Annotated in this window: 12 protein-coding genes; all 12 read right to left on the minus strand. The window is 47.5% G+C overall.

What is annotated here, in order from left to right:
- Positions 1 to 36 precede the first annotated feature (36 nt).
- The 12 genes from rpsO to rseP all read right to left on the minus strand — a co-directional run bounded on the left by rpsO (position 37) and on the right by rseP (position 14,599).
- Positions 37 to 306 (minus strand): 30S ribosomal protein S15, encoded by a 270-nt coding sequence (rpsO, locus tag KNP93_RS00450; protein ID WP_012370703.1) that lies wholly within the window; start codon positions 304 to 306, stop codon positions 37 to 39.
- 123 nt (positions 307 to 429) lie between these two features.
- Positions 430 to 1,359 (minus strand): bifunctional riboflavin kinase/FAD synthetase, encoded by a 930-nt coding sequence (locus tag KNP93_RS00455; RefSeq protein WP_214852680.1) that lies wholly within the window; start codon positions 1,357 to 1,359, stop codon positions 430 to 432.
- Between the two features lie 17 nt (positions 1,360 to 1,376).
- On the minus strand, positions 1,377 to 2,285 hold the full coding sequence (gene truB, locus KNP93_RS00460) for a tRNA pseudouridine(55) synthase TruB (protein ID WP_131502564.1): 909 nt from the start codon (positions 2,283 to 2,285) through the stop codon (positions 1,377 to 1,379).
- Positions 2,286 to 2,336: 51 nt separating this feature from the next.
- Positions 2,337 to 2,678 carry a 30S ribosome-binding factor RbfA gene (gene rbfA, locus KNP93_RS00465; RefSeq protein ID WP_012370706.1) on the minus strand — a complete coding sequence of 114 codons (342 nt, stop codon included), beginning with the start codon at positions 2,676 to 2,678 and terminating at the stop codon, positions 2,337 to 2,339.
- 36 nt (positions 2,679 to 2,714) lie between these two features.
- The gene (gene infB / locus KNP93_RS00470) at positions 2,715 to 4,883 is read right to left on the minus strand and encodes a translation initiation factor IF-2 (protein ID WP_026828043.1); all 2,169 of its coding nucleotides are present in this window, start codon (positions 4,881 to 4,883) and stop codon (positions 2,715 to 2,717) included.
- A 15-nt stretch (positions 4,884 to 4,898) separates the two neighbouring features.
- On the minus strand, positions 4,899 to 5,201 hold the full coding sequence (locus KNP93_RS00475) for a YlxQ family RNA-binding protein (RefSeq protein ID WP_012370708.1): 303 nt from the start codon (positions 5,199 to 5,201) through the stop codon (positions 4,899 to 4,901).
- Positions 5,194 to 5,463 carry an RNase P modulator RnpM gene (rnpM, locus tag KNP93_RS00480; protein ID WP_012370709.1) on the minus strand — a complete coding sequence of 90 codons (270 nt, stop codon included), beginning with the start codon at positions 5,461 to 5,463 and terminating at the stop codon, positions 5,194 to 5,196. Before rnpM ends, KNP93_RS00475 begins: the two co-directional genes overlap by 8 nt.
- Positions 5,464 to 5,466: 3 nt before the next feature.
- On the minus strand, positions 5,467 to 6,594 hold the full coding sequence (gene nusA / locus KNP93_RS00485; RefSeq protein ID WP_214852684.1) for a transcription termination factor NusA: 1,128 nt from the start codon (positions 6,592 to 6,594) through the stop codon (positions 5,467 to 5,469).
- Between the two features lie 16 nt (positions 6,595 to 6,610).
- On the minus strand, positions 6,611 to 7,078 hold the full coding sequence (gene rimP / locus KNP93_RS00490; protein ID WP_114595525.1) for a ribosome maturation factor RimP: 468 nt from the start codon (positions 7,076 to 7,078) through the stop codon (positions 6,611 to 6,613).
- Positions 7,079 to 7,207: 129 nt separating this feature from the next.
- Positions 7,208 to 11,503, minus strand: a complete 4,296-nt coding sequence (locus tag KNP93_RS00495) for a PolC-type DNA polymerase III (protein WP_188004499.1) — start codon at positions 11,501 to 11,503, stop codon at positions 7,208 to 7,210.
- A 124-nt stretch (positions 11,504 to 11,627) separates the two neighbouring features.
- Positions 11,628 to 13,328 carry a proline--tRNA ligase gene (locus tag KNP93_RS00500; RefSeq protein WP_188004500.1) on the minus strand — a complete coding sequence of 567 codons (1,701 nt, stop codon included), beginning with the start codon at positions 13,326 to 13,328 and terminating at the stop codon, positions 11,628 to 11,630.
- 29 nt (positions 13,329 to 13,357) lie between these two features.
- A complete protein-coding gene (rseP, locus tag KNP93_RS00505; protein WP_188004501.1) occupies positions 13,358 to 14,599 on the minus strand; it encodes an RIP metalloprotease RseP in 1,242 nt (413 codons plus the stop codon).
- Positions 14,600 to 14,612: the final 13 nt, after the last annotated feature.

The following is a 14,612-nucleotide window of genomic DNA, read 5'->3' on the forward strand; positions in this document are numbered from 1 at the left end:
AGACGATGCTCCTGCTTCCTTGTTGATCTGTTCGGATTAGCGACGAAGACCAAGACGCTCGATCAATGAACGGTAACGTGAAACATCCTTGTTACGAAGGTATGTGAGCAAGTTACGGCGACGACCAACCATTTTCAAGAGACCACGACGTGAGTGGTGATCCTTTTTGTGTGTACGTAAGTGATCGTTTAAAGTTGTGATCTGTTCAGTTAAAACAGCAACTTGTACTTCCGGCGAACCAGTATCGCCTTGTTTCGTAGCATAAGCTTCGATAATTTCATTTTTACGTTCTTTAGTGAGTGCCATTGTCACTCCACCTCCATCTTTTGAATGACCGTATTGCCGAGCATCGGATGGTGAGACCTGATGCCAAGCCAACCGGCTGTACGTATTCGTACTGACTCATCATAACGAACCCGTCACCGTCTGTCAAACCGTTAATGCCTGCATCGCGTGAATTTTATCTTGGGCAAGTTGATTTTTTAAACTCTCGATTCCATCGAATGCTTGTTCGTCCCGTAAGTAAGCCATCCATTCGAGCTTCAGTTCCTGTCCATATAAATCTTCGTCGAATGCGAGCAGGTGAGTTTCGATGCTGACTTCTCCCGTCTCATAAAACGTCGGTCTCCGTCCGATGTTCGTCATTGCCGGAAATTTTCGCCCATCCTCTAGATGAACAAACGTCGCATAGACACCTAGTTTCGGAATGACATAAGTAAATTCCGGGCGGATATTGGCGGTCGGAAATCCAATTTGGCGACCGCGGGCGTCGCCATGAATGACAATCCCTTTCGTTTGATACGGCTCACCTAACAACAGAGCTGCCTCTGCGACGGCGCCATCTGCGAGCAAACGACGAATTCGTGTCGAGCTGACCTTTTCATCGTCTGCTTGGTGTTCTGAAACGATCGTATGACCAAATCGTCCACGACTGTGGAAATCAAGCGTCGCCATTTTGCCTGCCCCGAACCGTCCATACGAATAATCAAATCCTGCAACAATGTGGCGTGCTCCGGCAGCAATTAAATAGTGGTCAACGAAGTCTTGTGGTGACAACTCTGAAAAGGCGACTGTGAATTCAATGACATACACCCGGTCAATGCCAAGTTGCGCCATCTTTTCGAGTTTTCGGTCCAGCGGTGTAATGTAGAGAATCTGTTCCGTTCCGTTACCAAGTACTTGTTTCGGATGAGGATCAAACGTCATGACCGCTACCGGCAGATGTAATTCGCGGCTTTTTTCAATTGCGGTTTGTAAAACACGTTGGTGTCCAAGATGTACGCCATCAAAAAAGCCGAGTGCAATAACAGCCGGGTCTTCTACTGGTTGTTCTGGATATGTTAAATGAATGATGTCCATTCCTGATCTCTCCGATCCTAATCGATTTGTAACATGACTTCTACGCGTCCCATATTGATTTCGGAATCAAGCCGATAGATTGCTAAAGGGATGCCCTCTTCATTATAGACAGTAAAGCGTTCAAATTCGACAGGAATGCCTGCTAACTTGGCACCATTCAAGACACGGGCCGCTGTCTCGGCGTCTACAGTCAACCGTGGCCACTTTTGAATGACTTGTTCAATCGGTAAAACGTACTGCATCCGCTCTTCCACCGTCTCACAGGCTTCAAGTGTTGCAAGTGTCACCGCTTCTGTTTCGGACATCGCACCCGAGCTTGTCCGGCGCAATTCACTCATATGGGCCGCATAACCTAACCGTTCACCGATTTCAACCGCAAGTGTCCGGATGTACGTGCCTTTTCCGCAGGCAATTTCGATTTGAAAACGGCAGACACCGTCTTCAAAAGTCAATTCAGATGTTCGGTCCAGTGTATCGATTTGAACGATTCGGGTCGGTCGTTCCACTTCGATGCCTTTACGGGCATATTCATATAATTTTTTCCCGTTTACTTTCACGGCCGAATAATAGGGCGGTGTCTGTTCCAGCTGTCCGGTCAGTTGATTGAGTATTTCATCGACTTGCTGCTCCGTAAATGCATCAGGTGGGACCGGCGTTTCCCGAACGGTTTCCCCGTGGGCATCTTCGGTTGTCGTCGCATAGCCAATCGTCACTTCTGCGACATACTTCTTCCCTTCGTCCGTAATGAAGCGCGCAAGCTTCGTTGCTCGTCCGAGACAAATCGGCAAGACACCTGTCACTTCCGGATCAAGCGTTCCGGTATGTCCGACTTTTTTTGTTTGAAAAAGGCGACGCAGTCGAAAAACACAATCGTGACTCGTCATACCTGCTGGTTTATCTAACGGTAATACTCCGATGGGTTCCATCCTTGTCCCTCCTAAAAAAGGACAACCACAGGTGTGGTTGCCCTTGTCTTGTTAATCCTTGTTCAAGTTCCGGAGCAATTCGTCGATCCGTGATCCGTACTCGACAGATGTATCGATCTCAAACAGCAATTCAGGTGTCTTCCGTAAACGGATCCGTGATCCGATTTCTTTACGCATGAACCCTTTTGACTTTTCAAGACCAACGCGCGCTTCTTCACGCACCGTTTCATCACCGAGCACCGAATAAAAGATCGTTGCTTGTTGTAAGTCACCTGTGACTTCAACACCGGTTACCGTCACCGCCTTGACACGCGGATCATTCACATCTTTAATCAACATTTGCGTAATTTCTTTACGCACCTGCTCTGCTACACGATTGGAACGTACGCTCATTCTATATCCCTCCAGTTCGGATTCTGATCCGTTCTGTTACTTGCGTTTAACTTCTTCCATGATGAACGCTTCGATGACATCGTCTACTTTGATATCGTCGTATCGTTCGATCTTGATTCCACACTCGTAACCGGCTGCTACTTCTTTGACATCGTCTTTGAAGCGGCGCAACGTATCGAGTTTTCCTTCATAAATAACGATGCTGTCACGAACAACACGAACACCTGCAGCACGTGTCAATTTACCTTCTGTGACATAACCACCGGCAATCGTTCCGACTTTCGAGACTTTGATGACGTCACGAACTTCAGCTTGACCAATGATTTTCTCAACGAATTCTGGGTCAAGAAGACCTTTCATCGCTTGTTCGATTTCTTCGATCGCATTGTAGATGATTTTGTGAAGACGAATCTCAACCTTCTCTTGGTCTGCCATCGATTTCGCGTTACCATCTGGACGGACGTTAAAGCCGATGATGATGGCGTTAGCTGCTGAAGCCAAGATGACATCACCTTCTGTGATGGCACCAACACCTGAGTGGACGATGTTGATCTTAGCACCTTCGACGTCGATTTTCTTGAGTGAACCGGCGAGGGCTTCGACTGAACCTTGAACGTCACCTTTGATGATGATGTTGAGGTCTTTGACTTCGCCTTCTTTGATCCGGTCGAAGAGATCTTCCAAACTGACTTTCGCTGAATCGCGGCGTTGTGCCTCGATTTCACGTTGGTAACGCGCTTCCCCGATTTGACGGGCTTTTTTCTCATCTTCAAACGCAAAGAATTGATCTCCGGCTTTTGGTACATCGTTCAAGCCTGTAATTTCGATTGGTGTCGACGGGCCAACCTCTTTGACACGGCGACCGATATCGTTGACCATTGCCCGAATCCGGCCGAACGTATGACCGACGACAATTGGATCTCCGACACGAAGTGTTCCGTGTTGGACGAGCAATGTCGCAACAGGTCCGCGTCCTTTATCGAGTTTCGCTTCGATGACCGTTCCGCGTCCGTGCATGTCCGGTGTAGATTTATATTCTTGGACTTCGGAGACAAGAAGAATCATCTCAAGCAACTCGTCGATTCCGTCTCCTTTAAGAGCTGAAACCGGTACGAAAATCGTGTCACCGCCCCAGTCCTCGGCTACGAGTTCGAACTCCGTCAATTCTTGTTTGACACGGTCTGGATTAGCGCCTTCTTTATCCATCTTGTTGACAGCAACGATGATTGGAACTCCGGCTGCTTTTGCGTGGCTGATCGCTTCTTCCGTTTGCGGCATGACGCCGTCATCTGCTGCGACAACGATGATGGCGATATCCGTGACATCTGCCCCACGTGCACGCATTGTTGTAAACGCGGCGTGACCTGGTGTATCGAGGAATGTAATTTTCTTTCCTTCGATTTCTACTTGGTAGGCACCGATATGCTGCGTAATTCCGCCGGCTTCGCCTGCTGTGACTTTTGTGTTTCGGATCGAGTCAAGCAATGTCGTTTTACCGTGGTCAACGTGTCCCATGATTGTAACGACCGGTGGACGTTCTGACAATTCGTAGTTATCGAGGTTCAGTTCATATGCATCGAAGTCTGTTTCATCGACTTTAACTGTTTTTTCGACTTCAAATCCGAAGTCAGATGCAAGCAATTCAACCGTCTCATCATCGAGATCTTGGTTAATGGTCGCCATAACGCCCATTCCCATCAATTTCATGATCAGTTCGTTTGGTTTTTTATCCATTTTTTCAGCCAATTCGCCGACTGTTAAGTTGTCTGCGTATTGAACGACGTTCGCCATTGCTTCTTCTTGCGCCCGACGTGCTGCTTTTCGTTGACTTGATTTTGAATTTGGGTCTGCTACTTCCAGTTTACGTGGTTCCACTTTTTTCTGTGGACGGCGTTTTCCACCGCGGTTATTGCGGTTTCCGAATTCCGGACGTCCGCCTTTTGTATTGCGTGATTGGTTCCCTGCTGGTTTGTTAGTTGTTCCTGGTCTGTTCGGTTTATTGTCTGATTTCACTTGTTTTGGAGCCTCCGTTTTTTGGACCCGATGTTTCTCGGGATTAAATACTTTGTCGAGTTGCTGTACTGTCTGTTCATCTAAAACCGCCATATGATTCTTAACGGGTTTTTCCAGCTTTTCGAGCTGGGCGATGACCTGCTTACTCGTTACATTCTGTTCTTTCGCGAATTCGTATACACGTTTACCCAAAAGATCCACCTCCAGTTAATCGTTCGAGAGGAGTTCCGTTAGCTTTTTCGCAAATCCGGCTTCGTTGACTGACACGACAACACGCGCGTCTTTCCCAAGTGCATGTCCAAGAATGTTTCGATCTCCGACTTCGATGTACGGAACACGATAACTTGTACATTTATCCGTCACTTTCTTACGCGTGGCAGCCCCCGCATCTGCTGCTAAGAGGACGAGTTTGGCTTGTCCCCCCCGTACTTCTTTCAGTACGAGTTCTTCTCCAGTCGTCACTTTCCGCGCTCGGTTCGCGAGACCAAGGAGCGATTCCCATTTACTCATGTGTACCTCCCGCGATCGCAAGCAATTGATCATATAACGCATCTGTTGTTTTGACTTTCAGATGGTGATCGAGTGTGCGCTTCTTTTTTGCTGTCGCAATGACAGTGGCATCTTTCGTCAAATAGGCGCCTCGCCCATTCATTTTACCATTAAGATCGACGACAACCTCACTGTCAGGTGTCCGGACGACCCGAATTAACTCTTTTTTAGGACGCATCTCTTGTGTGATGACACATTTGCGTAATGGTACCTTTTTTTGCACGAATTATTCCTCGCCTTCGACTTGGACCGTTTCCACGTCAACTGCATCTGTTGCCGCAGGTTCGACTTTCATGAAGACATCTTTCAATTCCATCGATTCTGCTTCTGATTCGCTCTTGATGTCAATTTTCCATCCTGTTAACTTGGCAGCTAAACGGGCATTTTGACCACGTTTCCCGATCGCAAGTGACAATTGGAAGTCCGGTACGACGACGATTGTCGCTTTTGCCGGCTCATTGACATATACGGCGACGACTTGTGCTGGACTTAATGCATTGGCGACGTATTCTTTCGGATCATCTGAATAACGGACGATATCAATCTTTTCTCCGTTTAATTCGTTAACGATACGTTGGACACGCGCTCCTTTTTGACCGACACATGCACCGACAGGATCGATTTCGTCGGAAGCAACGGCAATCTTCGAACGGTCGCCGGCTTCACGTGCTACCGACTTCACTTCAACTTCGCCGCTGGCGATTTCAGGTACTTCGATTTCAAACAGACGTTTTAATAAACCTGGGTGTGTCCGCGATACAAGAATCGATGCGCCTGATCCCTTGACCATTGGATCGACTTTCGTTACGTATACTTTGATGTATTCCCGGATTCCGAAACGTTCATTCGGCATCTGTTCGTGTGTCGTCAGTACGGCTTCAATCCCCTCCAGGTTAACGTAAAGATTACGTGCATCCTGACGTTCAACCATTCCGGTCATGATTTCATCTTCCCGGTCGGCGAAATGATTGTAAATACGTTCCCGCTCTGCTTCGCGCATCTTTTGTGTGACGATTTGTTTCGCCGTTTGTGCTGCGACACGTCCGAAATCACCTGGTGTCACTTCGACTTTATGGAAATCACCGAGTTCATACGTTGGATCGATTTCGTGTGCTTCCTCGAGTGAAAGCTGTTCTTCCGGCTGTGTCAAACGTTCAACAACCTCTTTTAAGGCAAAGACACGGATATCTCCTGTCTGTTGGTCAAATTCGACTTTTACTGCCTCCGACTCTTTTCCAAAGTTGCGACGGTAAGCGGAAATCAATGCCTGTTCCAGCGCATCGATGATGATATTCTTATCAATCTCTTTTTCTTTAGCGATTTGTTCGATTGCTTCAAGTAACTGTGGTCCCATCGTTCTCTTCCTTTCCTTAGAACACTACCGCAAGCCGCGCCATCGCGATCTTGTTCACCGGTATTTCAATTTTCAATTTTCGTGTCTTCACACGGACTTCGAGTTCAAGCATTTCTTCAGAATAAGTCAGTAGTGTACCCTCAAATTCTGTCGCATCCTTGACGGGATCATGCGTCTTGATATAGACGTGTTTGCCAATCGCCTTTTCGAAATCCTCGGTTTTTTTGAGTGGTCGTTCAGCACCTGGACTCGCAACATCTAAATAGTAGGGTTCGTCAATCGGATCATCTTGATTCAATGCTTCCGATAACTTTTCATTGATGTTGACACAGTCTTCCAGGTCAACGCCACCTTCTTTATCGATGGAGACACGTAGGAACCAATCCGCCCCCTCTTTGACGAATTCGACGTCGACAAGCTCCATCCCCTCTCGTTCTACGATCGGTTTAGCGAGTTGTTCGACCTTCTCAGTTACGTTCGTCATCTTCATCCTCCTTCAAAAAACAAACAAGAAAGGAGCAGGTCCCCCTACTCCTTCCAAGTCGTAGTATAAAAAACATTTCCTCACTCAATATAGCATAATGCACCTTCTTAAGCAAGCATCCGCAAGGCTTTAGAGGTCAAATAACGAGAGTTGGTTCTCATCCGGAAGACCTTCCAGACAACCGAGATTATCCAGCGTTTCGATAATCGACTTCGAGAGTTTCGCCCGTTTTTGCAAATCTTCCTTCGACAGGAACTCACCGCCTTTTCGGGCTTCGACGATTTGTTTCGCCGCGTTCGTTCCAAGACCGGTGACAGCATCGAACGGCGGCAGTAGCGAATCTCCATCAATCAGAAACTCGGATGCACTCGATTTATACAAATCGACTTTGCTGAAGGTAAAGCCCCGTTCAATCATTTCAAGCGCAATCTCAAGCACGGTGTACAGCCCCTTGTCTTTCGCCGTTGCTTCAAATCCTTTATCTTTGATATCCTGCAATACTTTGCGGATCGCTGCCGATCCCTTGTTCATCGCCCCGATATCAAAATCACCGGCACGAACCGTGAAGTAAGAGGCATAATAGTACATCGGATGATGGACTTTATAATAAGCAATCCGGACGGCCATCAACACATAGGCCGCGGCGTGGGCTTTCGGGAACATGTACTTGATTTTTTTACACGAATCGATATACCAAAGCGGTACATGATTTTCAATCATCGCCTCTTCCATCTCAATTGAAAGACCTTTCCCTTTACGGACCGATTCCATGATTTTAAAGGCAAGTGACGGTTCAAGACCCGCGTAAATCAAATAGACCATGATATCATCCCGGCAACCGATGACGTCTTTCAGTTCACATGTTCCGTTATAAATCAGCTCACTGGCATTACCGAGCCAGACATCCGTGCCGTGAGACAGACCGGAAATCTGGACAAGTTCTGAAAAAGTCGTCGGTTTTGTTTCTTCAAGCATCTGTCGGACAAATTTTGTCCCAAACTCTGGAATCCCAAGCGTCCCGGTTTTCGAATCAATCTGTTCCGGTGTCACGCCAATCGATTCTGTCGAACTGAAAATCTTCATGACCTCTGCATCATCGACGGGAATCGTTTTCGGATCGCGTCCCGACAAATCTTGCAGCATCCGAATCATCGTCGGATCATCATGTCCGAGGATATCCAGTTTCAATAAGTTATCGTGGATCGAATGGAAATCAAAGTGGGTCGTTTTCCACTCGGACCCCATGTCATCCGCCGGGAATTGAATCGGACTGATATCATAAATGTCCATATAATCCGGAACAACGATGATCCCACCCGGATGCTGACCCGTCGTCCGTTTGACACCGGTCACACCGCTGACGAGCCGGTCGACTTCAGCATTCCGGTAGTTTAAATCATTTTCAGACTGATATCCTTTGACGTAGCCGTAAGCCGTTTTCTCGGCAATCGTACCAATTGTCCCGGCTCGGTACACATAGTCGTCACCAAACAAGACTTTTGTATAGGCGTGGGCTTTCGGCTGGTATTCTCCACTGAAGTTTAAATCAATATCCGGTACTTTATCCCCTTTGAATCCAAGGAACGTCTCAAACGGAATATCGTGCCCGTCTTTGATTAACGGCACGTCACACGTCTTACACGTTTTATCCGGTAAGTCGAATCCAGAACCAACCGATCCATCATCAAAGAATTCCGACTCCTTACAATTCGGACAGACGTAATGCGGTGGTAACGGATTGACTTCCGTGATTTCCGTCATCGTCGCGACGAGGCTCGAACCGACCGATCCCCGGGATCCGACGAGATATCCATCATCGAGTGATTTTTTTACGAGCTTGTGCGAAATCAGATAAATGACGGCAAATCCGTGACCGATAATCGATTTGAGTTCCTTTTCGAGCCGTGCTTCGACGATTTCCGGCAGGACATCGCCGTAAATGCGATGCGCCATGTCATACGACAACGACCGGACCTCTTCATCCGCGCCTTCAATTTTAGGCGTGAACAAATCTTTTGGAATGATATCAATATTTTCAAACCAGCCGGCGATTTTCTGACTATTGATGATGACAAGCCGCTCCGACAGTTCCGGTCCTAAAAATTTAAAATCACTCATCATTTCTTGTGTCGTCCGGAAATGGGCCGGCGGCAATTGTTTACGCATATTCAGCATGTTGGCGCCGCCCTGCGTCCGAATCAACACTTCCCGATAGGTGGCGTCATGTGTGTCCAGATAATGCACATTGCCCGTCGCTACCGGCAGAATATCGTTTTCTTCCGCGACCCGGATGACCTTTTTGATCAAATCCCGCAGTTCCAACTCATTTTGAACGATTTCCCGTTCGATTAAATGACCGTACATCGCAGGTGGCTGAATTTCGATGAAATCATAAAAACGCATGACCTTCGCCAAATCTTCATCTGATTTATTAAGGGCTGCATCAAACACTTCCCCGTTGTCACAGGCCGAACCTATGATCAAACCGTCCCGGTGCGCAACGAGTTGCGAACGCGGTGTCCGGACGACACGGTGGACGTGTTTCGTATGCGCCAGCGAAATCAGCTGATACAAGTTTTTCAGACCTGTCCGGTTTTTGGCATAGACCGTCGCATGATACGGACGTGCCCGTGAAATATCTTTTCCCATCTCCCGGTTAAGCGAAAGGTGAGTCTTCATATTAAACATCTCGTCCGCCATTTGCAGTAGTTTGAGCATCAAATAGCCGGTCGCTTCCGCATCGTAAATCGCCCGGTGATGCTGGGTCAATTCAATATCAAATCGTTTCGCGAGCGTATTCAAACGGTGATTTTTAAGACTCGGCATCAGGACACGCGCGAGTTCGAGCGTATCGATGACGGGTAAAGTCGATTCATCATGGTTACCGGACCGTAATGTGGCATTTAAGAACCCGATATCAAAGGAAGCATTGTGGGCAACGAGAATCGAATCCCCCGCCCAGTCCATGAATTCCTTGACGACTTGTTCCGGGTCCGGTTTTCCGCGGACCATCTCATCGGTAATTCCCGTTAAATCAATCGTTGTCGCTGACAAGAGATGTTTTGGATCAGCAAACGCTTCGAACTTGTCGATGATGTCTCCATCGTAAATCTTAACAGCGGCTAACTCGATGATTTTGTTATACATCGCAGACAATCCGGTGGTCTCGACGTCAAAAACGACAAACGTTGCTTTTTCCAAGTCCTGATCGACCGGATGATACGCGACCTGAACCCCGTCGTTGACGACGTTCGCTTCAATCCCGTATAACACCTTGATGTTGTTTTTCTTTCCGGCATAATACGCATCCGGGAAGCTTTGCGCCCCCGCGTGATCAGTGATGGCGACTGCCGGGTGCCCCCAGGCAGCTGCTCGCTCCACATATTTCGTCACGTTCATGACAGCATCCATCTGACTCATTTGGGAATGGGCATGTAACTCGACCCGTTTCTCACCCGCCCATGGATCGGCCGGCAGTTCCATTTTGACTTCGGATAACTGGGCGATCATCATACACAAGTCACGCAAGAACGTATCAAATTCGACACGGCCCGCTACTTGAATCCACATGCCTTTTTTGATAGCCGACAGGATTTTGACATCGGTCTCGTCACGGGCAAACATTTTGACGACCAAAGAATCCGTATAGTCGGTCAGTTTAAATGTAAAGATTGTTTTTCCGCTGCGGAGTTCCCGACTTTCTGCCGCAAAAACAAGTCCCCGGATTGCAATCCGGCGTTCTTCATCTTGAATCGTCTTAATCGGTACCACTTCGTCTTGAATCGGTTTTCCAATCCGGATATCAATTGGTCCTTCGTCATCGTCACGGGATTGTTCCCGTTTGAATTGAAGTTCAAGCATTCGTTTTGCTTCATCAATATCCTCCTGTTTAACCTGATTCCGTAATTCTTCCTGCTCAGTTTGATCCATCTGGACGACCGGTTCACACACAAATTTCGGGAACCCGTATGCCCCGTATAATAATTGCATTTCACCGCAAAGATCATTTTTCAGGAATCCGGCTTCCGGTTCACTTCGAACCGGAATAAATAGTTTATTGTCCCGGTACTCCGGCAAAACACGGCTTAGATGACTCCGCATCGCTGACGAGGCATCAGCCAAATCCTCGACGATATACGGCCAGTAATCAATAAATAGTTTAGCGTCGGGACGTTGCTCGGATTCAAGCAGTAATTTGACCTCCGCAAACTGTTGGTAACGGCTTTTCAGCCGACTGTAAAACATCTGATAAACGTTTTGAGGTAAGACCTGTAGCAGTCGGATATGGAAAGTCCATGTCGCGGTTGCTTTTTGGACCCGTAATTTTTCAAGTGAAGCATCTGTAAAAAATTCTTCAACGATGCCGGTTGGTAATTCTAAATCGCTCATCAAGAGCGACATGCGTTGTTGTGTATCCACTCGCATTTGTGCTGTCGTTGTTGCTTCACACCATGACAGCCACTCCTCCTCCTCTTGCAGATTGCCCAAGGGGCGAATGGGTGTGAGACAAGAAAACAGTCACTTTACGAAAAGTGACCGTTCCCATTACTTATTGTAAACCTTCATAAAGCGAACGAACAGCTTCAAGAAGATCTGCTTGTTGAATTTCTTCTGCTTCTCCACCGCGTCGTGCTTTCAGTTCCACGATACCGTCCGGTGCTTTTTTACCTACATTGATTCTTACAGGCAGTCCAATCAAGTCTGCGTCGGCGAATTTGACGCCGGCACGTTCTTTCCGATCGTCAAAGAGAACCGAGAATCCGGCGGCCGTCAGGTCATGGTAGACCGTTTCCGCCACTTGCATTTGTTCTGCATTTTTACCGTTGACGGCAATCAAATGAACATCAAATGGTGCAATGGCTTTTGGCCAGATGATGCCGCGTTCATCGTAATGTTGCTCGACGACGGCAGACATCGTCCGCGAGACACCAATCCCGTAACAACCCATGATCAACGGTTGGGCTTTCCCGCCTTCATCAAGGAACGTAGCATTCATGCCCTCTGAATAACGTGTCCCGAGTTTAAAGACTTGTCCGACTTCGATTCCTCGAGCGAACTTGACGTGTCCTTGTCCGTCCGGTGAGAGGTCACCTTCTTCGACGAATCGTAAATCTGTGTATTCTGCTTCAAAGTCGCGGTTTGGCTCAACATGCACGTAATGCGTTTCCGGCTTGTTCGCGCCGCAAACAGAATTTGTTAATGCCCGCACTGCATAATCCGCAACAACCTTCATGTCGGCCCCAATCGGTCCGAGCGTTCCCGGTGTCGAATGGAGTGCCTGCTCGATTTCTTCATCCGTTGCCATCATAATATCGAGAGCACCGAGGTAATTCTTCAGTTTAATGTCATTGACTTCATGATCACCACGGACGAGCGCCATGACAAGACCTTCTTCCGTTTTGAAGACAACCGTTTTGATCGACTCCTGTTCCGGTAATCCAAGTACTGCACTGACAGCTTCAATTGTTTTGGCGTCACCTGTGTGAACTTCTTCTAATGCTTCTGATGCTTTATCTTGTTTTGTGTACTGATCGACCGATTCTGCCATCTCCAGGTTCGCCGCATAATCCGACTGATCAGAATACACGATCGTATCTTCGCCGATAGCAGCCAAGGCATGGAATTCATGTGTTCCACTACCGCCAATCGCACCGGAATCTGCGACGACCGGACGGAACTCGAGTCCGACACGTGTGAAGATTTTTGTATAGGCATTAAACATATTTTGATATTCTTCTTCCAAACTCTCTTGCGACGAATGGAACGAATAGGCATCTTTCATGATGAATTCACGGCCACGGAGTAATCCGAACCGTGGACGGCGTTCATCCCGGTACTTCATTTGAATCTGGAACAAGTTGACCGGTAATTTTTTATAGGAGTTCAGCTCATCACGGACGATGGACGTAATCAACTCTTCATGTGTCGCACCAAGCGCAAACCGTCGATCGTGACGGTCCGTCAAACGCATCAGTTCCGGACCGTAAATATCCCAGCGTCCGGTTTCTTCCCATAGTTCTGCTGGTTGAATAGCTGGCATCAACAATTCCTGCGCACCAGCTCCCTCCATTTCTTGACGAATGATCGTCTCGATTTTCGACAGGACGCGTTTCGCCAGTGGAAGATACGAATAGATTCCGGCTGCATTTTGACGCATAAACCCTGCCCGTAACAAAAGCTGATGACTGATGGCTTCTGCATCGGATGGTACTTCCCGTAAAGTAGGCATAAATAATTTGGATTGTTTCATGTGAGTCGTGAACCCCTTTGACTAATAATTTAAAAGAACTTCTGGATATCGTTCCATGTGACGACCAACATCAAGAGCATCAAAAGTGCAAATCCAACAAAATGGACTAATCCTTCTTTTTGCGGATCGACCGGTTTCCCGCGCAACGCTTCTAAAAACAGGAACAATAATCGGCCACCGTCTAAAGCAGGTAGTGGTAATAAGTTGAATACTGCTAAGTTGACTGAAAGCAATGCAGTCCATGTCAGCAACATGGAAAATCCGCTGTCCGCAACTTGATCCGTCATTTTGACGATTCCGACCGGACCGGATAATTGATCGACGCCGACGACACCCGTTACGAGATCTCCGACAGCTCCGACGATCAATGTCGACATCCGCCATGTTTCGGAAATACCTGTCTGTAAGGCTGTTCCAAATGATTTTTCTGTCTCATTCGTCACACCAATGATTCCAACTTTTTGATCACCTTGCTGTTGTACCTTCGGTGTGATGGACGTCGTTTGCTCCTGACCATCTCGTTCGTAGACGACGGTTGTCTTTTTTCCGGCCTGATCTTGGAACCCGGCCCGTAAATCCGTCCATTTATCCGTTTCTGTTCCATTGACGGAAACAATCCGGTCTCCTTCGACAAGACCTGCCTTATCAGCCGGAGATTCTTTTTGCACCGTTCCAATGACACTTTCTCCGGTCGGTGAACCATTATACAATGCTAAGCCGAACAAGATAACAAACGCGAGAACAAAGTTCATGGCCGGACCTGCCGCAATGGCTAGGACACGTTTGAAAACGGATTTTGATCCAAACGTTCGATCGTATGGCGCGATTTGAGTTTTGGTTTGTCCTTCGACAAGAAATGCCGTCTTCGAGACAGGGTAACGTGCCGATACTTCATCTTGTAAGGCGATGACTTCTAGCTTATGCAACAAATCAATTTTTTCGACGGTTACGACTTGATCCGCCTCCGGACGGGAAGCATCCAAATACATCGTCTCAATGATACCGTCACGAAGTCCCAAGCCGATTGTTTGCCCCGGTTTGACTTCAACGAATTCCGGTTCTTCCCCGGCCATTTTGACATATCCACCAATTGGTAACAGGCGAATCGTGTACAACGTCTCATTTTTGAAAAAAGAAAAAATTTTCGGACCAAATCCGATGGCGAATTCGCGACAGAGGATTCCTGCCCGTTTTGCCATGACGAGATGACCCCATTCATGCACGGCAACAAGTACACCGAACATCAATACGATTGATATAAAGGTCGTCATTGTTATCCCATCC

Source organism: Exiguobacterium sp. s166, assembly GCF_018618855.1.
Lineage (GTDB): Bacteria > Bacillota > Bacilli > Exiguobacteriales > Exiguobacteriaceae > Exiguobacterium_A.

Coding starts and splice junctions, on each gene's coding strand:
- rpsO (WP_012370703.1), bottom strand. CDS start 306: ATGGCACTCACTAAAGAACGTAAAAATGAAATTATCGAAGCTTATGCT.
- KNP93_RS00455 (WP_214852680.1), bottom strand. CDS start 1,359: ATGGACATCATTCATTTAACATATCCAGAACAACCAGTAGAAGACCCG.
- truB (WP_131502564.1), bottom strand. CDS start 2,285: ATGGAACCCATCGGAGTATTACCGTTAGATAAACCAGCAGGTATGACG.
- rbfA (WP_012370706.1), bottom strand. CDS start 2,678: ATGAGCGTACGTTCCAATCGTGTAGCAGAGCAGGTGCGTAAAGAAATT.
- KNP93_RS00475 (WP_012370708.1), bottom strand. CDS start 5,201: ATGAGTAAATGGGAATCGCTCCTTGGTCTCGCGAACCGAGCGCGGAAA.
- nusA (WP_214852684.1), bottom strand. CDS start 6,594: ATGGGACCACAGTTACTTGAAGCAATCGAACAAATCGCTAAAGAAAAA.
- rimP (WP_114595525.1), bottom strand. CDS start 7,078: ATGACGAACGTAACTGAGAAGGTCGAACAACTCGCTAAACCGATCGTA.
- KNP93_RS00495 (WP_188004499.1), bottom strand. CDS start 11,503: ATGCGAGTGGATACACAACAACGCATGTCGCTCTTGATGAGCGATTTA.
- KNP93_RS00500 (WP_188004500.1), bottom strand. CDS start 13,328: ATGAAACAATCCAAATTATTTATGCCTACTTTACGGGAAGTACCATCC.
- rseP (WP_188004501.1), bottom strand. CDS start 14,599: ATGACGACCTTTATATCAATCGTATTGATGTTCGGTGTACTTGTTGCC.